The sequence below is a fragment of the Flavobacterium sp. JLP genome (assembly GCF_015350755.1).
Lineage (GTDB): Bacteria > Bacteroidota > Bacteroidia > Flavobacteriales > Flavobacteriaceae > Flavobacterium.
On record NZ_JADKPS010000006.1, the window covers coordinates 234,850 to 259,728 of the forward strand.

Annotated in this window: 24 protein-coding genes; 18 read left to right on the plus strand and 6 right to left on the minus strand. The window is 33.6% G+C overall.

The window, feature by feature from the left end:
• The first annotated feature begins 20 nt into the window (after nucleotides 1-20).
• Nucleotides 21-812: an O-methyltransferase gene (locus IRZ83_RS15335; protein ID WP_194570057.1), complete on the plus strand. Its 792-nt coding sequence runs from the start codon at nucleotides 21-23 to the stop codon at nucleotides 810-812.
• A gap of 50 nt (nucleotides 813-862) precedes the next feature.
• Here IRZ83_RS15335 and IRZ83_RS15340 read toward each other — a convergent pair whose 3' ends face one another.
• Nucleotides 863-1,522 (minus strand): DUF6565 domain-containing protein, encoded by a 660-nt coding sequence (locus IRZ83_RS15340; RefSeq protein ID WP_029272707.1) that lies wholly within the window; start codon nucleotides 1,520-1,522, stop codon nucleotides 863-865.
• A gap of 306 nt (nucleotides 1,523-1,828) precedes the next feature.
• Between IRZ83_RS15340 and IRZ83_RS15345 the strand changes: the two genes are divergently transcribed.
• The 10 genes from IRZ83_RS15345 to IRZ83_RS15390 all read left to right on the plus strand — a co-directional run bounded on the left by IRZ83_RS15345 (nucleotide 1,829) and on the right by IRZ83_RS15390 (nucleotide 12,608).
• Nucleotides 1,829-2,515: an ABC transporter ATP-binding protein gene (locus IRZ83_RS15345; RefSeq protein ID WP_029272706.1), complete on the plus strand. Its 687-nt coding sequence runs from the start codon at nucleotides 1,829-1,831 to the stop codon at nucleotides 2,513-2,515.
• 101 nt (nucleotides 2,516-2,616) lie between these two features.
• Nucleotides 2,617-3,186 (plus strand): cob(I)yrinic acid a,c-diamide adenosyltransferase, encoded by a 570-nt coding sequence (locus IRZ83_RS15350; protein WP_012026965.1) that lies wholly within the window; start codon nucleotides 2,617-2,619, stop codon nucleotides 3,184-3,186.
• 222 nt (nucleotides 3,187-3,408) lie between these two features.
• Nucleotides 3,409-3,630, plus strand: a complete 222-nt coding sequence (locus IRZ83_RS15355; protein ID WP_007138072.1) for a DUF2795 domain-containing protein — start codon at nucleotides 3,409-3,411, stop codon at nucleotides 3,628-3,630.
• Between the two features lie 89 nt (nucleotides 3,631-3,719).
• The gene (gene secA, locus IRZ83_RS15360) at nucleotides 3,720-7,064 is read left to right on the plus strand and encodes a preprotein translocase subunit SecA (protein ID WP_194570059.1); all 3,345 of its coding nucleotides are present in this window, start codon (nucleotides 3,720-3,722) and stop codon (nucleotides 7,062-7,064) included.
• A 215-nt stretch (nucleotides 7,065-7,279) separates the two neighbouring features.
• A complete protein-coding gene (locus tag IRZ83_RS15365; RefSeq protein ID WP_194570061.1) occupies nucleotides 7,280-7,624 on the plus strand; it encodes a hypothetical protein in 345 nt (114 codons plus the stop codon).
• A gap of 115 nt (nucleotides 7,625-7,739) precedes the next feature.
• The gene (locus IRZ83_RS15370) at nucleotides 7,740-8,540 is read left to right on the plus strand and encodes an MbnP family protein (RefSeq protein WP_194570063.1); all 801 of its coding nucleotides are present in this window, start codon (nucleotides 7,740-7,742) and stop codon (nucleotides 8,538-8,540) included.
• Nucleotides 8,541-8,699: 159 nt separating this feature from the next.
• Nucleotides 8,700-9,740 carry a cytochrome-c peroxidase gene (locus IRZ83_RS15375; RefSeq protein ID WP_194570065.1) on the plus strand — a complete coding sequence of 347 codons (1,041 nt, stop codon included), beginning with the start codon at nucleotides 8,700-8,702 and terminating at the stop codon, nucleotides 9,738-9,740.
• Nucleotides 9,741-10,024: 284 nt separating this feature from the next.
• Nucleotides 10,025-10,984: a transporter gene (locus tag IRZ83_RS15380; RefSeq protein ID WP_194570067.1), complete on the plus strand. Its 960-nt coding sequence runs from the start codon at nucleotides 10,025-10,027 to the stop codon at nucleotides 10,982-10,984.
• A 158-nt stretch (nucleotides 10,985-11,142) separates the two neighbouring features.
• A complete protein-coding gene (locus IRZ83_RS15385; RefSeq protein ID WP_194570069.1) occupies nucleotides 11,143-11,709 on the plus strand; it encodes a DUF2306 domain-containing protein in 567 nt (188 codons plus the stop codon).
• Nucleotides 11,706-12,608 (plus strand): YARHG domain-containing protein, encoded by a 903-nt coding sequence (locus IRZ83_RS15390; RefSeq protein ID WP_194570071.1) that lies wholly within the window; start codon nucleotides 11,706-11,708, stop codon nucleotides 12,606-12,608. The genes IRZ83_RS15385 and IRZ83_RS15390 overlap by 4 nt, the downstream gene beginning before the upstream one ends.
• A 61-nt stretch (nucleotides 12,609-12,669) precedes the next feature.
• On the opposite strand, the gene IRZ83_RS15395 is transcribed toward IRZ83_RS15390, so the two are convergent.
• Together IRZ83_RS15395 and IRZ83_RS15400 are read right to left on the minus strand one after the other, a co-directional pair.
• Nucleotides 12,670-13,332 (minus strand): TrmH family RNA methyltransferase, encoded by a 663-nt coding sequence (locus IRZ83_RS15395; protein WP_194570073.1) that lies wholly within the window; start codon nucleotides 13,330-13,332, stop codon nucleotides 12,670-12,672.
• Nucleotides 13,325-13,960, minus strand: a complete 636-nt coding sequence (locus IRZ83_RS15400; protein ID WP_194570075.1) for a hypothetical protein — start codon at nucleotides 13,958-13,960, stop codon at nucleotides 13,325-13,327. Before IRZ83_RS15400 ends, IRZ83_RS15395 begins: the two co-directional genes overlap by 8 nt.
• Nucleotides 13,961-14,096: 136 nt before the next feature.
• Between IRZ83_RS15400 and IRZ83_RS15405 the strand changes: the two genes are divergently transcribed.
• The 4 genes from IRZ83_RS15405 to IRZ83_RS15420 all read left to right on the plus strand — a co-directional run bounded on the left by IRZ83_RS15405 (nucleotide 14,097) and on the right by IRZ83_RS15420 (nucleotide 19,414).
• The gene (locus IRZ83_RS15405) at nucleotides 14,097-14,618 is read left to right on the plus strand and encodes a GNAT family N-acetyltransferase (protein WP_194570077.1); all 522 of its coding nucleotides are present in this window, start codon (nucleotides 14,097-14,099) and stop codon (nucleotides 14,616-14,618) included.
• Entirely contained in the window at nucleotides 14,619-15,314 is a 696-nt protein-coding gene (locus IRZ83_RS15410) for an SIR2 family NAD-dependent protein deacylase (RefSeq protein ID WP_029272695.1), read from the plus strand.
• A gap of 198 nt (nucleotides 15,315-15,512) precedes the next feature.
• The gene (gene purB / locus IRZ83_RS15415; protein ID WP_194570079.1) at nucleotides 15,513-16,859 is read left to right on the plus strand and encodes an adenylosuccinate lyase; all 1,347 of its coding nucleotides are present in this window, start codon (nucleotides 15,513-15,515) and stop codon (nucleotides 16,857-16,859) included.
• Between the two features lie 317 nt (nucleotides 16,860-17,176).
• A complete protein-coding gene (locus IRZ83_RS15420; RefSeq protein ID WP_194570082.1) occupies nucleotides 17,177-19,414 on the plus strand; it encodes a cation:proton antiporter in 2,238 nt (745 codons plus the stop codon).
• 69 nt (nucleotides 19,415-19,483) lie between these two features.
• On the opposite strand, the gene IRZ83_RS15425 is transcribed toward IRZ83_RS15420, so the two are convergent.
• The 3 genes from IRZ83_RS15425 to IRZ83_RS15435 all read right to left on the minus strand — a co-directional run bounded on the left by IRZ83_RS15425 (nucleotide 19,484) and on the right by IRZ83_RS15435 (nucleotide 22,372).
• The gene (locus IRZ83_RS15425; protein ID WP_029272692.1) at nucleotides 19,484-20,122 is read right to left on the minus strand and encodes a peroxiredoxin; all 639 of its coding nucleotides are present in this window, start codon (nucleotides 20,120-20,122) and stop codon (nucleotides 19,484-19,486) included.
• A gap of 90 nt (nucleotides 20,123-20,212) precedes the next feature.
• On the minus strand, nucleotides 20,213-21,430 hold the full coding sequence (locus tag IRZ83_RS15430) for an MFS transporter (protein WP_194570084.1): 1,218 nt from the start codon (nucleotides 21,428-21,430) through the stop codon (nucleotides 20,213-20,215).
• Between the two features lie 30 nt (nucleotides 21,431-21,460).
• Complete coding sequence (locus IRZ83_RS15435) at nucleotides 21,461-22,372, minus strand: AEC family transporter (protein WP_194570086.1); 912 nt, start codon at nucleotides 22,370-22,372, stop codon at nucleotides 21,461-21,463.
• Between the two features lie 117 nt (nucleotides 22,373-22,489).
• On the opposite strand from IRZ83_RS15435, the gene IRZ83_RS15440 reads away from it, so the two are divergent.
• The 3 genes from IRZ83_RS15440 to meaB all read left to right on the plus strand — a co-directional run bounded on the left by IRZ83_RS15440 (nucleotide 22,490) and on the right by meaB (nucleotide 24,849).
• Nucleotides 22,490-22,897, plus strand: a complete 408-nt coding sequence (locus tag IRZ83_RS15440) for an RrF2 family transcriptional regulator (protein WP_194570088.1) — start codon at nucleotides 22,490-22,492, stop codon at nucleotides 22,895-22,897.
• 56 nt (nucleotides 22,898-22,953) lie between these two features.
• Complete coding sequence (locus IRZ83_RS15445) at nucleotides 22,954-23,595, plus strand: NAD(P)-dependent oxidoreductase (protein ID WP_029272688.1); 642 nt, start codon at nucleotides 22,954-22,956, stop codon at nucleotides 23,593-23,595.
• Nucleotides 23,596-23,751: 156 nt separating this feature from the next.
• Complete coding sequence (meaB, locus tag IRZ83_RS15450) at nucleotides 23,752-24,849, plus strand: methylmalonyl Co-A mutase-associated GTPase MeaB (RefSeq protein ID WP_194570090.1); 1,098 nt, start codon at nucleotides 23,752-23,754, stop codon at nucleotides 24,847-24,849.
• The last annotated feature ends 30 nt before the right edge of the window (nucleotides 24,850-24,879 follow it).

Sequence of the window (24,879 nt, forward strand, 5' to 3'; positions counted from 1 at the left end):
GCGTCAGATTTAACTTTTTTATGCTATTTCAAATAAGAGCCTATTTAAAATTCCTTTGGAACTCCAAAAACGAACATGGAGTACATTCGCCGTTTGTTTTTAATTTGCTTACAAAATGCTTTTACGATCGCAAATCAAAACCAGAATATGCAATCCTAAAAAAATACAGAAAATCATTCCTTGATAATAAAAACTTTATCGAAGTGACAGATTTTGGATCAGGTTCCAGAGTTTTTAAATCAAACAGAAGACAGATTTCAAAAATTGCCAAAACAGCGGGAATTTCTGAAAAACGAGCTGAATTGTTATACAGAGTTACAAAATATTTCAAGCCAGAAAGTATTTTAGAAATTGGAACATCGTTAGGATTAGCCACTTCTGCCCTAGCGTTAGGCAACATACATGCAAAAGTAATTACGTTAGAAGGATGTCCGCAAACCGCAAATGAATGTCAGTCGCAATTACAAAAATTCAATTTCAATAACGTAGATTCGATTGTAACAGAATTTGAAAAATATTTTCAAGATATTAAATTAAGATTGAAAACTGAGACTGAAAACTTTGATTTAATATACTTCGACGGAAATCACTCAAAAAAAGCCACTTTAGCTTATTTTGAAGTTTTACTTCCGACAATAACAAATGATTCCGTTTGGATTTTTGATGATATTCATTGGTCTCCAGAAATGGAAGAAGCTTGGGAAGCCATCAAAAGTCATCAAAAAGTTACTGTAACAATCGACACATTTCAATGGGGATTTGTTTTTTTCAGGTATGAACAGAAAAAAGAACATTTTGTCATTCGGGCATAAAAAAAATGGCAACCATTGCTGATTGCCATTTTTTATTAATTGAATTTCTTTTATTTTTTAGCTGCAGCTGTTTCTTCAGATTTAGCTCCCATTCTATTTAAAGTATACATTGGGGCAAATTTCAATTTCAAACCTGCAATTTTTCTATTATCTTCAGATGTTAAACCTTCTTTTTCAACCGTATTTTTTCGGCTGTCAAGTGCTTCATACATCAATTTAATTTCATCCCAGTCTTCACGAGTGTAACTATCTTTATTATTCTCAACTGTATGAACAAATTGTTGGTAAACACTATGAATGTTGTTCGCATTTACCCATGCAAAACTCATATCTTCTCCAATTTTTCCTTCACCAAACAAAGCGTTTCTTAATTGTTGTTTTGGACTTGGAGCTGGTGGGGCAAGAACAGTAGTCATTTCTTTTTTAAATTCTTCGTATTTTACTTTACTAGTATTTATTTTTTCGGTCGCTGCCGAATTATCTTTAAGATCTGCCAATGCTAATTCAGCTTCTTGTGCTCTTCTGTCGTATTCAGCGTCAACATCTTTCCAATCTGCTTTCAATTCGTCAGCTTTGACATTTTTTACTGAATCAACGTAAGTTACATAAGCGTCAATTTTCTTTTGAGCTTGTTCTTGTTTTTCGTCTTTACAAGATGTAAGACATAATGCAATTAATGCAATTCCCGATAATAATTGTATGTTTTTCATAATTCTGCTTGTTTAATATTACATGACAAATATAGTTAAAAATTTGAATAATTATACATTTTTATTAATTTTTTAATTCTTTTGTTAAAAATAATTTACTAAAAATTAAATAATATGATAATTATGTAAAAAGTCTTTAAAATTATATAACAAATTTTTTATTCAAAAAAATATATTTTATTTAATTCATTATATATCCGGGATTACGATTAGTTAATATTACTTTTTGTAACAAAAATCAATTTCATGCTACTCATCGTTTATTGAAAAGTGTTTTGTACTTTTAAAACCAAAATTGTAAACAGAATGGCAAATCCATTAATTAAAATAACTGACATAAAACGAAATTTTGTACTTGGTAATGAAATCGTTTATGTCTTAAAAGGAATTAATCTAGAAATCAACAAAGGCGAATATGTAGCTTTAATGGGTCCGTCAGGATCTGGAAAATCTACTTTAATGAATTTATTAGGCTGTTTAGACACTCCCACTTCTGGACATTATGTTTTAAATGGAAAAGACGTCAGCCAAATGAAAGATGATGAATTGGCCGGAATTCGAAACAAAGAGATTGGTTTTGTTTTTCAAACCTTTAATCTTTTGCCAAGAACTACAGCATTAGATAATGTTGCGTTGCCAATGATTTACGCTGGGCATGCAAAATCAGAACGAAATGCACGTGCCGAAGAAGTTCTAAAACAAGTAAACTTAGCAGACAGAATGGATCACCAGCCAAACCAGCTTTCTGGAGGACAGCGTCAGCGTGTTGCCATTGCCCGCGCTTTGGTGAACAAACCTTCCATTATCTTGGCCGATGAGCCAACCGGAAACTTAGACAGTAAAACTTCTGTTGAAATTATGAAACTTTTTGGCGATATCCATGCACAGGGAAATACTGTAATTCTTGTAACACACGAAGAAGATATTGCTGCTTATGCGCACAGAATTATTCGATTGCGTGATGGTTTGATCGAGAGTGACACCACGAAATAATTTTAGATTTAAAATAGTAACCGTTTATTTGGTTAATTATTTAATCGCAAGAAGAAAAACTTAGTTTCTCAGCAACTTAGAAACTTAGCACCTCAAAAAAAATGAAAGTATATACAAAAACTGGTGATAAAGGAACAACGGCTCTTTTTGGAGGCACTCGTGTTCCTAAAGATCATATCAGAATTGACAGTTATGGAACTGTTGACGAATTGAACTCTTATATAGGACTTATTCGTGATCAAGAAATTGATTCTCACTATAAAACTATTTTAATCGAAATTCAGGACCGTCTTTTTACTGTTGGCGCCATTTTGGCAACGCCACAGGAAAAAGAAGTTTTAAAAAATGGAGAACTTCGCTTAAAAAACCTCGGAATAATTGATTCTGACATTGAATTACTCGAAAACGAAATTGATAAAATGGAAGAAAGCCTTCCGCAAATGACTCATTTTGTTTTGCCAGGCGGACATCCAACCGTGTCACATTGTCATATAGCGCGTTGCATTTGCCGTCGCGCAGAGCGTTTGGCAGTACATTTAAGCCACAATGAACACGTTCCCGAAATAGCTATTATGTACTTAAACCGACTTTCTGACTACCTTTTTGTCTTGGCACGGAAGTTGTCGTCAGACTTAAAAGCGGAAGAAGTGAAATGGATTCCGAGAAAGTAAAAAGTGTACAGTCGCAGTCACAGTTTTTACACTGAAACTGGTACTGAAAGCCCAATACTTCGAAAAGAAGTAAACAGTCGCAATTTTCAGTTTTCATACTGCAAACTGGCACCTAAAACTGGATACTAATAGAGACGTTCTTAAATTTTATTAAAATAAATCAAAATTTACTTGTCTTTTTCAGTAAAAAATTTATTTTTGCACAAACTAAACAGATAACAGATGTATTGGACATTAGAATTAGCATCTTATTTAAGTGATGCGCCATGGCCTGCTAACAAAGACGAACTTATTGACTACGCTATTAGAGCTGGTGCTCCATTAGAAGTAGTAGAAAACCTTCAGTCAATCGAAGATGAGGGAGAGATATATGAATCAATGGAAGAAATTTGGCCTGATTATCCAACAGACGAAGATTATCTTTGGAATGAGGATGAATATTAAAAAATAAACCAAAGGAAAAAGTCTCATCACAGAGGCTTTTTTTTTGGTTCAAAATACAACATTTACATATAATAGAAATACAATAAATCATGAGTTTCATAAACAGTATTATTAAAGTCTTTGTAGGTGATAAATCACAGAAAGATGTCAAAGCTTTACAACCTTATTTAAACAAAATTAAAACATTCGAAACCACCTTAATGAGTTTGTCACACGACGAATTAAGAGCTAGAACCGTATATTTTAAAGAAAGAATAAAAGAAGCTAGAGCTGATAAAGATGCTAAAATTACTGCGCTTAAAGCGGAAGTAGAAAACATTGAAGACATCGATAAAAGAGAAGATCTTTATGATGCTATTGATGCTCTTGAGAAAGAAGCTTACGAAATTTCAGAAAAAACGTTATTGGAAATTCTTCCAGAAGCTTTTTCTGTTGTTAAGGAAACAGCTCGTCGTTTTAAAGACAATTCTTTTATTGAGGTTACAGCAACTGCAAAAGACAGAGAATTCTCTGCTTCAAAAACATATGTTACTATTGATGGTGACAAAGCTACATGGGCTAACAAATGGAATGCCGCTGGTAAAGAAATTACTTGGGACATGATTCATTATGATGTTCAGTTAATTGGTGGTATGGTTTTGCACGAAGGAAAAGTTGCCGAAATGCAGACAGGTGAAGGTAAAACTTTGGTAGCTACACTTCCACTTTACTTAAACGCGTTGACAGGAAATGGTGTTCACTTAGTAACGGTAAATGATTACTTGGCAAAACGTGATAGTACATGGAAAGCGCCTTTATTCGAATTTCACGGTTTAACTGTTGATTGTATTGATAATCACCAGCCAAGTACAGAACAAAGAAAAAAAGCATACGACGCAGATATCACTTACGGAACCAACAACGAATTTGGTTTTGACTATTTAAGAGATAACATGGCACATTCGCCAAGCGATTTAGTACAAAGAAAACACAACTACGCAATTGTCGATGAGGTCGATTCTGTATTAATTGATGATGCTAGAACACCGCTTATTATTTCAGGACCGGTTCCTCAGGGAGATCGTCATGAATTTAATGAGTTGAAACCAAAAATCGAAAACTTAGTTAGCCAACAACGTCAGCTAGCAAATGGTTTCTTAGCAGAAGCTAAAAAATTAATCAAAGAAGGAAATACTAAAGAAGGTGGATTTTTATTGTTAAGAGCTTACAGAAGTTTACCTAAAAATAAAGCATTAATTAAATTTTTAAGTGAAGAAGGAATCAAACAATTGCTTCAAAAAACTGAAAATCAATACATGCAAGATAACAATCGCGAAATGCATAAAGTGGATGAAGCTTTGTATTTTGTAATTGAAGAAAAAAACAATCAGGTTGAATTGACTGACAACGGTATTCAATACCTTTCAGGAGACACTGATGCTGACTTTTTTGTACTTCCAGATATCGGAACAGAAATTGCAGCTATCGAAAAACAAAAATTAGACAAAGATGCAGAAGCAGAAGCTAAAGAAAGATTATTCCAAGATTTTGGAGTAAAAAGCGAACGCATTCACACGCTTACTCAGCTTTTAAAAGCATACGCTTTATTCGAAAAAGATGTAGAATACGTTATCATGGACAACAAAATTATGATTGTCGATGAGCAGACAGGCCGTATTATGGATGGTCGTCGTTATTCTGACGGTTTGCACCAGGCGATTGAAGCTAAAGAAAATGTAAAAATCGAAGCTGCTACACAAACTTTTGCAACAGTTACATTACAGAATTATTTTAGAATGTACAGCAAATTAGGTGGTATGACAGGTACAGCGGTTACAGAAGCTGGAGAGTTATGGCAGATTTATAAATTGGATGTTGTTGAAATTCCAACAAACCGTGCAATTTCAAGACAAGACAAAGAAGATTATATCTACAAAACAACACGTGAGAAATTCAACGCTGTAATTGAAGATGTAACTGAATTATCAAATGCAGGAAGGCCAGTTTTGATTGGAACAACTTCTGTAGAGATTTCAGAATTATTAAGCCGTATGTTGAAAATGAGAGGCGTTGCTCATAACGTTTTGAATGCTAAAATGCACAAACAAGAGGCACAAATCGTAGAAGAAGCAGGTAAGGCTGGAGTTGTAACTATTGCAACAAATATGGCTGGCCGTGGTACCGATATTAAATTATCTCCAGAAGTAAAAGCTGCCGGAGGTTTGGCAATCGTAGGTACAGAACGTCATGATTCTCGTCGTGTTGACAGACAGTTGCGTGGTCGTGCAGGACGTCAGGGAGATCCGGGAAGTTCTCAATTTTATGTTTCTCTTGAAGATAACTTAATGCGTTTATTTGGTTCTGAAAGAGTAGCTAAAGTTATGGACAGAATGGGATTGCAAGAAGGTGAAGTTATTCAGCATTCTATGATGACTAAATCTATCGAACGTGCTCAGAAAAAAGTTGAAGAAAACAACTTTGGTGTTCGTAAGCGTTTATTAGAATATGATGATGTAATGAACTCACAGCGTGAAGTAGTGTACAAACGTCGTCGTCATGCATTATTTGGAGAGCGTTTGAAACTGGATATTGCAAATATGTTATATGACACTTGCGAATTAATCGTAAGCCAAACAAAACCAATTAACGATTTCAAAAATTTCGAATTTGATTTAATCCGTTATTTCTCTATCACTTCTCCAATTTCTGAAGCTGATTTCTTGAAATTATCTGATATTGAAATCACTGGAAAAATTTACAAAGAGACTTTAGCATTCTATACAGAAAAAACAGAAAGAAGCGCGAGAGAAGCTTTCCCAATTATTAAAGGAGTTTATGAAGAGCCTAACAATCATTTTGAAAGAATTGTAGTTCCGTTTACTGACGGAATCAAAACTTTGAATGTTGTAACTGACTTGAAAAAAGCGTACGATAGTGAAGGGGCTCAATTGATCGCTGATTTCGAGAAAAACATTACGCTTTCTATCGTTGATGAAGCTTGGAAAAAACACTTGCGTAAAATGGACGAATTGAAACAATCTGTTCAATTGGCTGTTCACGAACAAAAAGATCCTTTACTTATCTACAAGTTAGAAGCTTTCAATTTGTTTAGAGGAATGTTAGACAACGTTAATAAAGAAGTTATTTCATTCTTATTCAAAGGTGATTTGCCAGCGCAAAACGTTACTTCTGAAATTCACGAAGCAAGAGAAGTTCGCCAAAAAGAAAACTTCAAATTAAGCAAAGACGAAATTGTAAACAGCGAAGACATCAACCACGAAGCTGGAGAAACAAAACAACGTCAGGTTACAGAAACCATTGTGAGAGATATGCCAAAAATCAATCGCAATGATACCGTAACTGTTCAAGAAGTTGCTACAGGCAAAACTGAAACAATGAAATTTAAAAAAGCAGAAACACTGATCGCAAATGGCGAATGGGTTCTGGTTAAATAAACCACAGTTTACAGTGACAGTATCCAGTTGTTAAAAGGAGACTGAAAACAGAGACTGGGAAAAATTCAAAAATCTCCAATTACAATCGTAGTTGGGGATTTTTTTATGTTAAATGACAAAAAAAACATAATAATTAAAAAGAATTAAATGTATTTTTGCAAGCGAAACAACGAAATCAACCCTTGAAGAAGTTTTTTATCATATTACTTTCTTGCATGCTATTAGTACCCTCTTTTGGCAGTTTCCTTGTTTATACCTCTTTCAAATTAAATCAAGAAGAAATCTCGAGAACCATTTGTGTGCAGCGAAAAATGGTGAACAATACTTGTAACGGACGCTGTGAACTTCAAAAAAGTTTAAAAAAATACTCCGATAACGAAAAGAAAATGGACAACAACCTGAAAGAAAAATCAGAGATTGTTTATATTCAAAATACAATTACAAACGAATTCAAGTTAGCATCTCCTATAGAAACAAAAGCAAAAATTTTTGCTTCTTTTGATGAAAAACCTATTTCAGTTGCTATTGCTACTTTTCACCCCCCATCCTATTTTATATAATTTTTAAATCAAATTTCAATTCGTATTGAAATGAATTTTTCACTGTCATCAAAACAATGAAAATCGTGTTTGCGCACAAAATAAATTTAAAATCAAATTATATAAAATTCATAAAATGAAAAATACTTTATACAGAGCTTTAGCTATTGTAACACTATCTATATCTATAATTTCATGTTCAAACGACGATAACCAAGAAATTTCAGGAACAGGAAAAATCATCTTAGAATTCGATAACGCATATGGTGCAAACGATCTTATTTTAAATACTCAAGGCAATACTACTTCTAATAATGAGGTGCTAAAAGTGAGCTTAGTAAAATACATAATCAGCAACGTAGTACTAACAAAAGCAGACGGAACTACATTTGTTTATCCAAAAAGCAAAAGCTGTTTTATTGCTGATGAAACTGCAGCAGACGGACACGAATTTGAACTTACTGATGTTCCAGCAGGAGATTATGTAAAAGTGAAATTTGGAATTGGGGTTGATGAAGAACAATGGAAATTAGGCGCTTCAGGTCAAGGTGATTTTTTAGCGAAAGCTGATGCTGCCGGAATGATGTGGTCTTGGGCTGCAGGTTATAAATTTCTTGCTTTCGAAGGTACTTTTACGTCACCAACCGTTACAGCTGCAACACCTTTTATGATTCACACTGGCAAAACAGGAACAGATTATAATTATACAGAAGTGACGCTGGACATGCCAACAAAAGCTTTGGTTCGTACTACAATTAAACCAGAGGTTCACATCATTACAGACCTTTCTAAAATTATAGACGGAACAAACAAAATCAAACTTTCAGACAACAATGCAAATGGCATGGGTGCGATGATTATGAGCGGTACTAATTTGCCGTTAATTACTCAAAATATCAACGCAATGTTTAGAGTAGATCACGTACACAACGACTAAATTCATTTTAAGGAGCACAAGAATCAAAGTTCTAAGACGTGACGTCCCGCTATCCGCTATATCTTTTTTATGGTCCCGAAGACTCGGGACCATAAAAAAGGATGCCGCTGTTATCGGGGCTAAACAAGAACTTTTGTACTTCTAACAAACCAAAAAATCATGCTGAAAATAAAATATCTGCTATGCCTGCTGGTTCCTTTGTTGTGGAGCTGTTCAGATCAGGATGACGAATATGTAAATATTCAACTAGAGTTTAAAGTACCGTCAAACTTTCCTGATTTAGCCTATAACATAGCACTGAATCCGCCAACAGAAAAAGGATTTGAACTGGGAAAAAAATTATTCTATGACGGTCGTTTAGCATCTGACGGAGTAGTTTCCTGCGGATTTTGTCACATTCAATCTAACGCTTTTACACATCACGGTCATACGGTAAGCCATGGTGTAAACGATGCACAAGGTACACGAAATACACCATCGATTCAAAATTTAGCTTTCCAAAATGTATTTATGTATGATGGTGCTGCAGATCATCTGGACCTGCAGCCCATTATTCCGTTAACGAGTAGTATTGAAATGAATGGCGATTTGAATGCGATTTTAAAAATGATGAAAGCCGACAAAGACTATCAGAAATTATTTGGACAAGCTTTTGACGACGGGGCTATTACAACCGAAAATATGCTGAAAGCACTTTCGCAATTTATGGTTATGGTAGTTTCATCAAATTCAAGATTTGACAAATACAGACGAAATGAAAATGGTGGAACTTTAACTGCTGATGAATTGGCAGGCTATGATTTATTCAAATCTAAATGTGCTTCATGTCATGCAACAGATTTACAAACTGATAACTCGTTTCGAAATAACGGCTTAGCAATAAACCCATTAGTAAATGATGTTGGACGTTATAAGGTAACAGAATTGGCAAGTGATTATTACAAATTTAAGGTGCCAAGTTTACGAAATGTAGAAGTCTCTGGTCCTTATATGCACGACGGAAGATTTGGATCTCTTGAACGCGTTTTAGATCATTATGCCAACGGAATTGAGGATTCTAAAACATTGGATCCCATTTTAAAACAAAATGGAAGATTCGGAATTTCGCTTTCTGAAACAGATAAAAAACAAATTATAGCTTTCTTAAAAACGTTGACTGATACTCAATATTTAACTGATAAACGTTTCTCAGAATATTAAAAAACAAATTTAAATACCAAAGTTTGTCATTTCGATCCCGAGGCTTCGGGATCGAAATGACAAGATTGTGTAAATATTTTTACTGCAATCAAAAGTGGCAAAAATAAAATTATAATAAAAACTGGAGCCTAGCCCCGATTGAAGTGGAAAACCTTTTTGAAAAAAGACCTGATTTTTCTTGAGTTTATAGAGCGACCAACGGAAGCTTTATAAACTTATAGAAAAATGGGATTTTGAAAAAAGTTTGAAACGGAAAGCGGGATCAGCTTCTAAAAATAATTAAAATGAAAAAAATAATAGTAATAATTGCTCTTTTGGCTGGTTTTTCGGCCTTTAGTTTTACGGAAAAAGATAGTATTTCAGCTTTTACTTTCAAACGTTTAGCAATGATGGAAGATTTTGATTGTGATGCCTGTGGTTGCTCTGCAAGTGGTGGCAGTATGGGATTTAGCTCGATGCTGAACAATAATTTTGTTGGACTCCGCTATTTCAAACAAAGCTACTCAAGCCGTGACGGTATTTTCGCCAACTCACCTTGGATTGATGAAAATTTTAATACAATTCAGGCTTGGACGAGAATTCCGGTTACAGAAAAAATTCAGATTTCGGCATTAGTTCCGTATCATTTTCATGAGAGAGAATTGACTGCAGGAACCGAAAGCATTTCTGGTTTGGGCGATATTACGGTAATGGCTTTATATACGATTTATGAAACCAAAAAAGACAGCACGATCTTTACGCATAAGCTCAATATTGGCGGGGGCTTAAAAATCCCTACTGGGAAATTTACTGAGGCAAATAATTTAGGAAGCGTAAACCAAAGTTTTCAATTAGGAACGGGAAGCTGGGACATTCCGCTGGTTTCAGAATATGTAATCAAACATAAAAATTTGGGATTAAATACAACGTTGAATTATATTTTTAAAACAGAAAACAGCAAAAGCTATCAATATGGCGATCAGTTTAACTATGCGGGAACGCTCTTTTATTTATTCGATTTAAAATCGGTTCAAATTGTACCGCAGGCTGGTTTAGCTGGTGAAGTTTATGAGACAAACAAACAGCATAATCTTGATTTGCCTAATACAGCCGGAGATATTTTGTTTGGAAAATTTGGTATCGAAGCCGGCAAAGATAAATTTTCGGTTGGCTTAAATGCGATGCTGCCAATTAATCAAAATTTATCAAGTGGCAATATGGAAGCAAATTACAGATGGAGTGTGAATTTGAATTATACTTTGTAGCCATTATTTAAAATATATATTTATAAAAATCCCTTTTTGTTAAACATTGAGGGATTTTCTTATTTTTGGAGTCACATAATCTGCAACAAGCACAATTGAAAAAGAATCTCTTTTTACCTTTTATCTGGACACTCAGTTTTAGCTACTTCTTCATATTAATGATAAAGCTGACTTGGCAATATGTTCCGTTTGGTGATGATGTTGCATTTCTTCAAATAAAACAAACTGAGGTTGAAAGAGTTCCGTTCTATCTTGATTTTTTTTATGTTCATGTATATTCGGCAATTTTTGTTTTGCTTGCTGGATTTTTTCAATTGAATTCAACTCTTTTAGAAAAATTTCCTGCCATCCATAGAAATATTGGCAAGTTTTATGTCATTGTAATTCTCTTTTTAAGCGCGCCTTCTGGTTTTTTTATTGGCCTTTTTGCAAATGGAGGATTCTACTCTAAAATATCTTTTGTCAGTTTGTCGATTTTATGGTTTTATTTTACGCTTAAAGGTTTTACCGCTATCAAAAACAAAAATATTACGATCCATAAAGCATTTATGCTCCGAAGTTTTGCTTTAACTTTTTCTGCAGTGACTTTGCGTTTTTGGAAGATTGTTCTTGTACATTTGTTTCATCCTGCACCAATGGATGTTTACCAAATAATTGCATGGCTAGGCTGGGTGCCTAATCTATTAATTATTGAATATTATCTTTATAACCAACTAAAAAAATGAGAAACCTTTTTTATTTATTGTTACCTGTAATCCTTTTTTCCTGCAATTCTAAAGAAAAAAAAACTGCTAAAGACAATGCCGATAATGTTGCCGCTAAAGAAATCAGAACTGATTTATATGGTTCATGGGTTGGCGATTTTACTGTTTTAGAACGTGATACAACCAAACCTGAAAAAGAAAATTACAGCAACAAAATCAATATTATTATCAAGAAAATAACAGAATCTAAAGTTACAGCGCAAAGTGTTGTGGCTGGAAATAATAGACCGCTTTCGGGTACAATGACCATTACTGGAAATACGGTTCATTTTATACTTAAAGAACCTGGCGATGATAAAAATGATGGTGTTTTTGATTTTGAAATAAAAAATGACTCTCTTTTAATTGGAACCTGGGTTGCTAATAACGCTAAAAAAGAGGTTACCAAAAGAAAATTTGAGCTTTATAAAAAAGATTTCAAATACGATCCCAATGTGATGCTTCCTGAAGACGAATCGTATATAGATTATGAAAATCCAAAAGAACAAGAGGTAACAAGTTCAGAAGACGAGGTGGAAGATTCAGAAAGCAAGGAAGATTACACATATGTTTCAACGGTATACAGAGCTGCATCAGAAAGTATTTTGACTCTAAATTCGTCAACAAAAAAGCTAAAAGAATCAGATCTGAAAAATCTAAAGAAAATTGATCTAGAAATTTTGAGAAATACGATTTTTGCAAGACATGGATTTTCTTTTAAAACCAAAACAGTTCGACAATTTTTTGACAGTGTCGAATGGTATATTCCTGTTTCTACTAATGTTGACAATCAATTAACAGCTGTAGAAAAAGAAAATATAGCAATACTGAAGCGTTTTGAAAAATACGCTGAAGATAATTATGATTCTTTTGGAAGATAAATTTAAATTGGTGATTTCCCTGCAAGGTTTTGAAAACCTTGCAGGGAATGTGAAACGATAATTATATTGGATTTTCTTCGTAATAACGAGCTTCAATTCTTTTAATATCTTTTATAGAATTTCTAGCCCATGCTAAACGTTTTTCAAGAATTTCTTGTTCAGATAATTGCCAATTGATATCTGAATTTCGCAATCTGTTTGTTAGATTCTGAATGATGATTGCAGCAGAAACTGAAATATTTAAACTCTCCGTAAAACCAACCATTGGTATTTTTAGAAAACCATCCGCTTTTTCTAGAATTTCTTCTGAAAGACCGTCTCTTTCGGTGCCAAAAAATAAGGCGCTTGGTTTTGTAATATCAAAATCTTCTAACAAACAATCATTTTCATGTGGGGTCGTCGCAATAATTTGATATCCTTGATTTTTTAAAGTCGCAATACAATTCGAAACCGAATCAAACTGATTGATATCGACCCATTTTTGAGCGCCCATTGCTATTTCTTTATCGATTTTTTTTCCGTAGCGCTGCTCAATTACGTTCAATTCCTGAATTCCGAAAACCTCACAGCTGCGCATTACTGCGCTCGTATTGTGCATCTGAAAAACATCTTCAACTGCAATTGTAAAATGTTTTGTACGATTGCTGAGAACGTTTAAAAACCTTTCTTTGCGATTATCGGTTAGTATATTTTCAAGAAATGCGAGGTAATCTAAATCAATCATTATCTATTTTTTTATTGCTAAGTATGTTTTTAATCACATCATATAATACAAAAGTATTCCAATCTTCTTTATATGAATAGCCTCTATTAATTTCAATTGGATTTTCTTTAGAATAAATAGAAAAATACGTATTGAATAATCTAAATCTTAGATCTTCCCAAGAAATTTGTGCTTTTTCCTGTTTCATCAATTTTGAAACTGATATTATTACGCCTTCAGGATTAATAACAACATCTCCTATATAAAAAGATTCTCCTGCTTCAAATTCTTCCAAGAAATCATTTACTTGTTTAGAAAAATACAAAGTCCAAAGCCAATTCACAATACTTACATATAGATCATGTTTTTCTTTTTTCTTTACTCCAAAATAAGAATTAAACTTAATTTTTAAAACTTCGTCATTATAGCTTCTAATATAAAGTTGGTATTCCCTTCCGAAAACAAAGTAATATCTAAACCAATTAATGCCGTAACGAAAATCTTTTATTTCTGAAGCTTTAAAATATGTAAAGCTATTATTTGTTAAATCTTTATCCTCAAATCGAATAAATTCTGGATGAAGATGCAAAGGTCTGTGATAATTATCTAAAAAACTTCTTTTAATCTTTACTTTAAGTTCTGTTGTCAATTTTGTGGCAATTTAATTGGCTAAAATAAGTATTTCGCTCGGAAAATTTATCATTTGATTACTCTTTGATTACTTAATAAATAATAACTTTTTCACTTAAGAAAAACTTTAATTAAATTCGTAAAAACATTGAATTATGCAAACCGTAGAAATTAAAAAAATTGGTCTTTCAGAAATACAAGAATTACAGAAAATAGGCAGGCAAACTTTTTCTGAAACTTTTGCAGATGTGAATTCTGAAGAAAATTTAAATCAATACTTGACAGAAAAGTTTTCTATAGAAAAATTAACTTCTGAATTGACAAATTCTCACTCTCAATTTTACTTTGCCTATCTTCATAATGATATTGTTGGATTTTTAAAAGTAAATTTTGCCGAAACACAAACAGAATTAAAAGACAAAAATGCTTTAGAAATAGAACGTATTTATGTTTTGAAGGAATTTCATGGACATAAAATTGGACAACTTTTATATGAAAAGGCTGTGCAAATAGCAAATGATTCAAACTTAAATTACATTTGGCTAGGTGTTTGGGAAGAAAATCATAGAGCTTTGAATTTTTATAAAAAGAACGGTTTTGTAGAATTTGACAAACATATTTTTAAATTAGGCGACGATGAACAAACCGATTTACTGATGAAATTAACTTTAAAATAAATGAAAAAGAAATTAGTTGTGCTAACCGGAGCCGGAATCAGTGCTGAAAGTGGTATTAAAACTTTTCGTGACAGTGACGGTTTGTGGGAAGGACATGATGTAATGGAAGTTGCAACTCCAGAAGGCTGGCGCAAAAATCAAGAATTGGTTTTAGATTTTTACAACAAACGCCGTCAGCAGTTAAAAGAAGTACAGCCGAATTTAGGTCATCAAATTTTAGCAGAATTAGAACAGGATTTCGACGTACACATTATTACGCAAAATGTAGATGATTTGCACGAACGCGCTGGAAGCACAAAAGTGCTGCATTTGCATGGAGAGTTATTAAAAGTGCGAAGTACACAAAATCGCAATTTAATTTTAGATTGGAAAGAAGATTTATACACTGGCGATTTTGATGAAAACGGACATCAGCTGCGTCCTCATATTGTTTGGTTTGGCGAAGATGTACCTGCACTCGAAGAAGCAATTGAAATTACAGAAACGGCAGATTATTTTGCTGTTATTGGCACCTCTTTGCAAGTTTATCCTGCAGCTGGATTAATTTCATATACATACAGCATTACGCCGGTTTTTTATATTGATCCAAAGCCAATTGCGATTCCGAACATTCGAAATAAAGTTGAAGTTATTGCTAAAGTTGCTTCTGAAGGTGTGGCAGATTTGAGAGAAAAATTAAAAAAAATCAAACACTAATTTCACAGATTTACACTGATTTAATTGACGAAAGCTCAGTTTGAAAAGTTCGGTATTTCCATTTGATAAAGTTGCTTTGTGATAGGTTATTAATGAGAAATAATTTCGTAAAAATGAGTGAAATTAGTGTTTGCTTTTTTGTCTATTTTAATCCGCAAATTCTGTTTATATTTGTGCCTTTCGAAAAACAACATAACAATGACTACTTTAAACGAATTGAATGCTATATCACCAATCGACGGAAGATATAGAAGTAAGACCCTTTCATTAGCCCCATTTTTCTCTGAAGAAGCTTTAATAAAATACCGCGTATTAGTTGAAATTGAATACTTTATTGCATTGTGCGAAGTACCTTTGCCACAACTTAAAGATTTAGACCATAATTTATTTGAAAGACTGCGTGACATCTACAAAAATTTTTCTACAGAAGATGCACTTTGGATTAAAGAAACTGAAAAAGTAACCAACCACGACGTAAAAGCGGTTGAATATTTCATCAAAGAGGCTTTTGAAAAATTAGACTTATCTCAATACAAAGAGTTCATTCACTTCGGATTAACATCTCAAGACATTAATAACACTGCGATTCCGTTATCTACAAAAGAGGCTTTTGAGCAAGTTTATATGCCATCATTGATTTCGTTGATTTCGAAATTAAAAGAATTAAGCACAGATTGGAAAGATATTCCGATGTTGGCGCGTACGCACGGACAGCCAGCCTCTCCTACTCGTTTAGGTAAAGAAATATTGGTTTTTGTAGAGCGTTTAGAAGAACAAATGCGTTTGTTGTTCAACATTCCGTTTGCAGCTAAATTTGGCGGTGCAACAGGAAATTATAATGCACACCACGTGGCGTATCCGCAAATTGACTGGAAACAATTTGGAAGCAAATTTGTAGAAAAAGATTTGGGATTACACCACTCTTTTCCAACTACTCAAATTGAACATTACGATCATTTTGCAGCATTTTTTGATGCTCTAAAAAGAATCAACAATATCATTATCGATTTAGATCGTGACATCTGGACCTATGTTTCGATGGATTATTTTAAACAAAAAATTAAAGCAGGCGAAATTGGATCATCTGCAATGCCACATAAAGTAAACCCAATTGATTTTGAAAACTCTGAAGGAAATTTAGGAATTGCAAATGCAATTTTTGAGCATTTAGCTGCTAAACTTCCAATCTCAAGATTACAGCGCGATTTGACTGACAGTACTGTTTTGCGTAATATTGGCGTTCCGATGGGACATACAATTATTGCTTTTGAAGCTTCTTTAAAAGGACTTAACAAATTGCTTTTAAACGAAGCTAAATTTGCGGAAGATTTAGAGAAAAACTGGGCAGTTGTAGCAGAAGCAATTCAGACTATTTTGCGTCGAGAAGCATATCCAAATCCGTATGAAGCTTTGAAAGGCTTAACGAGAACAAACGAAGCTATTGATAAAAAAGCAATTCATAATTTTATTGCAACTTTAGAAGTTTCTGATTCGGTTAGAGCAGAATTAATGGCAATTACACCAAGCAATTATGTTGGAATATAATTTATAATAAAATAGGGATTTCCTAAATTGAAGAATAAAACAATGTTAAAACCTAGCAAATACGCAGGTTTTTGAAGAAAACCTAAAATATTTTGTCAAAAAAAGCTATCTTTAACGATAGCTTTTTTTATTACTTCTAACCTGATTGGGAAATAGCCCAGATTGAAATGGAAAGCCTTTTATGAAAAAAACTATATTTTTTTGCAGGAACAGAGCGACCGGAGGAAGCTCCTGGTACTGCATTAAAAAATATGTTTTTTGAGTAAAAGCTTGAAATGGAAAGCTGGAATAGCTCCTGAACAAAATACCACCTTTCTATGATTGCCTTAAACGCCGCTGCCGAAACTACACACCATCTGCAACCTTTAATCAGCGACTTGGGATTAATTCTGATGACCGCTGGAATTGCTGTTTTGATATTTAAAAAAATGAAACAGCCTCTAGTTTTAGGTTATTTGATCGCTGGATTTTTAGCAGGAAATCATTTTGATTTTTTCCCCTCTATTACAGAGATGAAAAGTGTTGAAGTTTGGGCAGAAATTGGAGTAATCATCTTGTTGTTTAGTTTAGGACTCGAATTTAGTTTTAAGAAATTAATGAAAGTGGGCGGTACGGCCTCGATTACCGCTCTTACCCAAATTATAACTATGGTTGTAATTGGCTATTTGGTTGGCCGATGGATGAGCTGGTCGCAGATGGACAGTATTTTTCTGGGTGTAATTTTATCTATTTCCTCAACAACCATCATTTTAAAGACGTTTGATGAATTAGGCGTAAAAGCACAAAAATTCGCCGGAATTGTTATTGGGTCTTTGATTGTACAAGATATTGTTGCCATTTTAATGATGGTTTTGCTTTCGACTATTGCAGTAAGTCAGCAATTTTCTGGCAGTGAATTGCTGATGTCTGTTTTAAAACTGGTGTTTTTCTTGACGGCTTGGTTTTTGGGCGGTATCTTTTTTATTCCGACTCTTCTTAAAAAAGCAAAACATTTATTGACAGATGAAATGCTGCTGATTATTTCGCTCGCCTTGTGCTTGACTATGGTAATTTTTGCTTCAAATGTTGGTTTCTCGCCCGCTTTGGGAGCTTTTATAATGGGATCTATTATTGCAGAAACCACGCAGGCAGAACATATTGAGCATTTAGTAAAACCCGTAAAAGATTTATTTGGAGCGATATTTTTCGTATCGGTGGGAATGCTAATTGATCCAAAGATGTTGTACCAACATGCGATTCCGGTAGCTGTATTAACGGTTGTGACTATTTTTGGACAATCTGTAAGTTCTACCATTGGCGCCTTGCTTGCAGGACAGCCTCTTAAACAATCTGTGCAGACAGGAATGAGTTTGTCACAAATAGGTGAATTCTCGTTTATTATTGCAACCTTAGGAATGACATTGAATGTTACAAGTTCATTTTTATATCCTGTCGTAGTGGCAGTTTCAGCGATAACTACTTTTACAACTCCGTTTATGGTGAAATATGCTGAACCTTTTTCTCATTTTTTAGAACAAAAACTGCCTAAAAAATGGGTAAAAAATATTAACCGATATAGTGTAAATGCACAAGCCATAAAATCGGTCAGTACTTGGCAAAAAGTATTGAATGCAAATGTCATTCAAATTGTAATACACACGATCATCATTACGGCAATTATATTATTGTCATCAGAATATGTTGCTCCTTTAGTAGCTGATACGAGATTTGGAAACACATTGGCTGCACTTATTACTTTGATTGCAATTGCACCTTTTTTGTGGGCGCTTTCATTACGTCGTATAGCTGCAGATGAAGTCGAAATATTATGGGAAGAACGTAAGTATAGAGGCGCGCTTTTAATGCTGATTTTAGTAAGAATGAGTCTTGGATTATTTTTTGTTGGATTTTTATTGAATATTTTCTTTTCTCCTTTAGTAGCTTTTGTTGCGCTCATTATTGCTATCGCTGTATATCAAATTTTCCCTAAAAAACTGAACGAACAATATCATAAAATTGAAAATCACTTTTTAAAGAATCTCAACGATCGAGAAAACAAAAAAATCGACAGACGTTATGCGAATCTAATGCCTTGGGACGGCCATATGTCATTTTTTGACATTGGAAGAGAATCAAACTTGGCGGGCAAAACATTGCAGGAATTACGCATTCGAGAAGAGCTTGGAATTAACATTGCGTATATAAAACGTGGTGATGTTACCATTCCGATTCCGACTAAAAATGAACGTTTGTTTCCAGGGGATGAAATTTGTGTTATTGGTACCGATTCTCAAGTAACTGCATTTACAAAATATCTAAATCAAAATGAAAGCGAAGCTCCAAAAACAGTAGAAGAATCTCAAATTGTTTTACGTCAGCTGGAAATTTCTCAGGAAGATTTTATTGAGAAAAACATTGGCCAATTCAGAGCAAAAACTGGCGGAATGGTAGTTGGAATTGAACGAAACGGAAACCGAATTTTAAACCCAGAATCGAATATTATTTTAGGGAAAAACGATATTATATGGGTTGTTGGAGATAAAAAACGAATGAATGAATTAACGAAGAGAGCTTAGTAAAGTTACTAAGCTACTAAGTCTCTAAGGTTTTTTAATTAGAAACTTAGTAGCTTAGAACCTTAGAAACTATTTATTAGGCTGCGGTGTCATACGTAAATATGGTTTTATTGGCGTATGTCCTTTTGGAAATTTTGCAGCAATATCACTGTCCGGAACTGCTGGCGTAATAACTACATCTTCGCCGTCCTTCCAGTTTGCTGGAGTCGCAACACTGTAATTTGCTGTTAATTGCAAACTGTCTATAACACGAAGCAATTCTTCAAAATTTCTTCCTGTAGAAGCTGGATATGTTAATGTCAGTTTTATTTTTTTATCTGGACCTATTACAAAAACAGAACGCACTGTAAATTTCTCGCTAGCATTTGGATGCAGCATATCGTATAAAGTGGCTATTTTTTTATCTTCGTCTGCAATTATCGGAAAATTAACCGTGGTATTTTGAGTTTCGTTGATGTCTTTAATCCACTCTTTGTGCGATTCTAAACCATCAACACTTAAAGCAATTACCTTAGTATTTCTTTTTTTAAATTCCGGAACATAATTAGCAACTGTTCCTAACTCTGTTGTACAAACAGGAGTAAAATCTGCAGGATGTGAAAATAAAACACCCCATGAATCTCCTAACCATTCATGAAAATTGATTGGCCCTTCGGTTGTTTCTGCTTGAAAATCTGGAGCTATATCGCCTAATCTTAATGTTGACATAATTTAAAGTTTTTAGTTCCTCTAAAATTACTTAAAAAAAATAATTAAAAAAAACTAAACTCTACTTTTTCTATCAATTTTAAGATGATATTATTTTTTCTTTTGAATATTTGGCAAGAAATAGGCTAAGACACCAATTAAAGGCAAGTAAGAACTTATTTTGTAAACGTATTCAATACTGGTTTGATCAGCAATATAACCTAAAATCGCCGATCCTAAACCTCCCATTCCGAAAGCAAAACCAAAAAACAAACCTGAAATCATCCCGACTTTTCCCGGTTTTAATTCTTGTGCAAAAACTAAAATTGCTGAAAATGCCGAAGCAATAATAACACCAATAACTACTGCTAAAACTCCTGTCCAAAATAAGTTAGCATAAGGTAAAAGCAACGTGAAAGGTGCTGCTCCTAAAATAGAAAACCATATAATATATTTTCTTCCAAAATGATCTCCTAACGGACCTCCTATTAAAGTTCCAGCTGCAACAGAAGCTAGAAAAATAAACAAGTAAAATTGAGAATCCTGAACTGACATTGAAAATTTACTGATCAAGTAAAAAGTAAAATAACTTGACATGCTTGCCATGTAAAAGAATTTTGAAAATATCAGCAACAATAAAACAATGATTGAAACCGTGATTTTTTTATCTGACAATGAAACGGTTTCTTCTTCTAAGCCAGCTTTTTTAGAAGCTCTTAAACTCATGTGATTTTCGTACCAAACGGCAATTCGAGATAAAATACCGATTCCGATAAAACCTGCAATTACAAACCAAATTACATACGTTTGCCCATAAGGCGCAACTACTAAAGCTACTAACAACGGCCCAATCGCACTTCCGGCATTTCCTCCTAATTGAAAAATCGACTGAGCTAAACCTCGTTTCCCGCCTGAACCTAAAAAGGCAACTCGCGAAGCTTCAGGATGAAAAATAGAAGAACCAATTCCGACTAAAGCTACAGAAATCAGCAACATTAAGAATGAACTCGAAATTGACAACAATCCTAAACCTAAAATCGTAAAAATCATCGCCGCCACAAGTGAATATGGCTTTGGTTTTTTATCCGTATAAAATCCGACAAAGGGCTGTAATAAAGATGCTGTAAGCTGAAAAACAAACGTAATTAGTCCGACTTGAGTAAAAGTGAGATTAAAATTTTCTTTTAAAATTGGATATGTAGATGGAATTACAGATTGCATTAAATCATTTAGTAAATGAGCAAATGCAATTGAAAATAATACCGAATAAACTGTTTTTTGAGCTAAAGTACTGCTGTTGATTGCAGCAGTTTGAGGAGATGAATTCATATTGAAGCAGACGAATTAAGTAATCAAAATTTATATAAAACTACAGATAAAATACCAAAAAGCAAGGGTGACAAAAGAAATCGGAATTCCGAAACCAATCATCATACTGCTTAATTTTGGTTTTAAGCCATAAGTTGAAGCTAGAATTGCGCCGGTAATCATGGGCGCCATTGCGGTTTCCATCAATGTAATTTTTATAACCTCAGAATGCTGTTTTAAAATAAAAACATATAAAACCAAAATCACAAATGGAACCAAAATAAGTTTAAAAAAAAGGCCGAGACGCAAAAATTGCCAGTGCTGGCTTTTCCTGTCAAAAGTCAATTGTAATCCTACTGATAATAAAGCAAGAGGAGTTACAAAACTTCCAATTTTTAATAATGCAGATTGAATATTTGAATCTAAATCGTACTGAAAAACATTCATTAATATGGCTACAACAAAAGTTATAAAAGGAGGGAAAAATAATATTTTTTTGATAATACTAAATGTATCTGGACTGCCTTTAGAATAAAATGCCGCCACAAAAACACCTAACGTTGAAACCACAACAAAAGTTCCCGGCTGATCTACTAAAACAGCAGTTTCCAGTCCTTTTTTTCCAAACAAAGCTTCTATAATTGGATAACCGAGAAATGACGAATTGCTTAATCCTGCTGTTAAAATTAGGCAACCAATGAGTTTATTTGACCAGCCTAATCTCTTTCCTAGAAAATGAAAAAAAATACAAGCCAATAAAAAAGTAATCCAGCCCGCCCCTATTGGAAATAATAATTCGCTGCTCCATTTTATTTTTGGAATATGATATAAGGTAATAGCCGGCAAACAAAAATAGATTACAATTTTGTTTAGAATCTTGTAAACATTAGTCGGAAATTGCTTTACTCTTTGTAAAATCAATCCCAATGCGAGGAAAAAAAATATTAAAATAAAATTATTCATATCGAAGGTTCATCACAAAAATAGGAATTTATAAATTCTTGACACCGATTAATTTTCCGTTAAAATTCTTTTTTATTAAATAAATCACCTTATATTTGTAACATATTTTATTACAGTATGATTTCAGGTAAATTTGCCATAACGATTCACATTCTTACTTTACTCACAAAATATCCAAATGATTATTTGTCATCTGAATATATTGCCGGAAGTATTAATTTGAACCCAGTTTTGGTTCGAAAAGAAATTGCTAACCTAAAAGCACATCATATTGTAGAAAGTAAAGAAGGCAAAAATGGCGGTACAAAATTGGCGGTAGATTCTTCAAAATTAACTTTAAAAGAAATTTTTGAAATGACTTTTGAAACTATAAATCTGGGTTATGCTAAAAATCAGCCGAATCCTGATTGTCCTGTCGGAAAAAAAATCAATCAAAATTTAGACGCACTGTACGCCGAAATGAATCAAAAAATCAGTTTGCAATTAGACGGAATTTCTCTAGAAGATTTTTCGAATCAATTTTAAAACTATTTTTTTACCTAAAACTGTAACGTTTTTTATTACTAATTAAATTATATATTATGAAAATCGCAATTATTGGAGCAACAGGATTTGTTGGTACGGCCATTTTAAACGAATTAGCAGACAGAAAACACAACATTACAGCTATTGCTAGAAACCCGAAAGAAACATCAAACGCAACTTGGATTGCATCAGATATTTTTAACGAAGAAGCTTTAGCAGAAGCTCTAAAGGGAAATGATGTTGTAATAAATGCTTACAATCCGGGTTGGACAAATCCAAATATTTATGATGATTTCATTAACGGATCAAAATCAATTCAGGAAGCGGTAAAAAAATCTGGTGTTAAACGTTTTATTACAATTGGCGGAGCCGGAAGTTTATTTGTTGCTCCAGATTTACAAGCAGTTGACACTCCAGACTTTCCAAAAGAAATATATGCAGGAGCAAGTGCCGCAAGAGATTATTTGAATATTATTAAAGAGGAAAAAGATTTAGACTGGGCCTTTTTTAGTCCAGCTTTTGAAATGCATGCAGGAACTAAAACAGGAAGAACTGGAAAATACCGTCTGGGTTTAGAAAATCCGGTTTTTAATGACGAGCAAAGAAGTATTTTGTCTGTTGAAGATCTTGCTGTTGTTATTGCTGACGAAGTTGAAACTCCAAAACATCATCAAGTTCGCTTTACTGCAGGATATTAATCAAAGACAGATTTCACGAATTTTCACGAATTCAAAAATCCAAAATATTTAATTTGTGAAAATTCGTGGAATTCGTAAAACATAAAAACAGTTTCAAAGAATCGTTTTTGAAACTGTTTTTGTTTTCTGTACTTTTACAATACCAAAAAGTACATTTTGCCAACTTCAAAAAAACAATCAAGCAGTTTACAAGAAAAAGCTGGAATTTCATCTCCTGAAATTACCAATGTTTCTGCCATCAATCAAATTAAAATAAATAGAAAACAACAGCCTTCTTCTGACGAATTGACTGCTGGAATTCTCAACGGAAACAGAACAGCTTTAAGTCGCGCTATTACTTTAGTAGAAAGTACCAATCCAGAACATACTGATAAAGCAAATGAAGTTATTAAAGGTTGTTTGCCACATGCTAATAAATCTATTCGAGTTGGAATTACAGGCGTACCCGGCGTTGGAAAAAGTACTTTTATTGAAGCCTTTGGAACTTTCTTGACCAATCTAGGAAAAAAAGTAGCCGTTTTAGCAGTTGATCCCAGCAGTTCGCTTTCGCATGGCAGTATTTTAGGCGATAAAACCCGCATGGAAGAATTGGTTAAAGATGAAAATGCTTTTATCAGACCAAGTGCTTCTGGTGATACTTTAGGAGGTGTAGCAAGAAAAACACGTGAATCGATTATTTTGTGTGAAGCTGCAGGTTTTGATACTATAATAATTGAAACAGTGGGCGTTGGACAAAGTGAAACTGCTGTTCACAGCATGGTTGACTTTTTTCTTTTATTGAAAATTTCGGGCGCCGGAGATGAACTTCAAGGCATCAAACGCGGTATTATGGAAATGGCCGATGCAATTGTTATCAACAAAGCAGACGGAGATAATGTAAAAAAAGCAAATCAGGCGAAATTAGAATTTAATAGAGCACTGCATTTATTTCCTCCAAAAAAATCAAATTGGCAGCCAAAAGTTACAACTTGCAGCGCTATTACAAAGGATGGAATTCCTGAAATTTGGGAAACCATTTCTACTTATTTTGAAATGACAAATGAAACCGGTTTCTTTCAAGAAAAACGAAAAGATCAAAATCATTTTTGGATGATGGAAACCATCAACGAACAATTAAAACTGAATTTTTATAACCAGCCTGAAATTATTTCAAAACTGGAACAAAACAAAAAAGCAGTGCAAAATGATGAAATTTCACCTTTCGCAGCTGCTTCTGATTTATTAAAATTTTATTTTAATAAAGGCTCAAAGTGACAAAGGTTCAGAGTAAAACCTTTGTGCCTT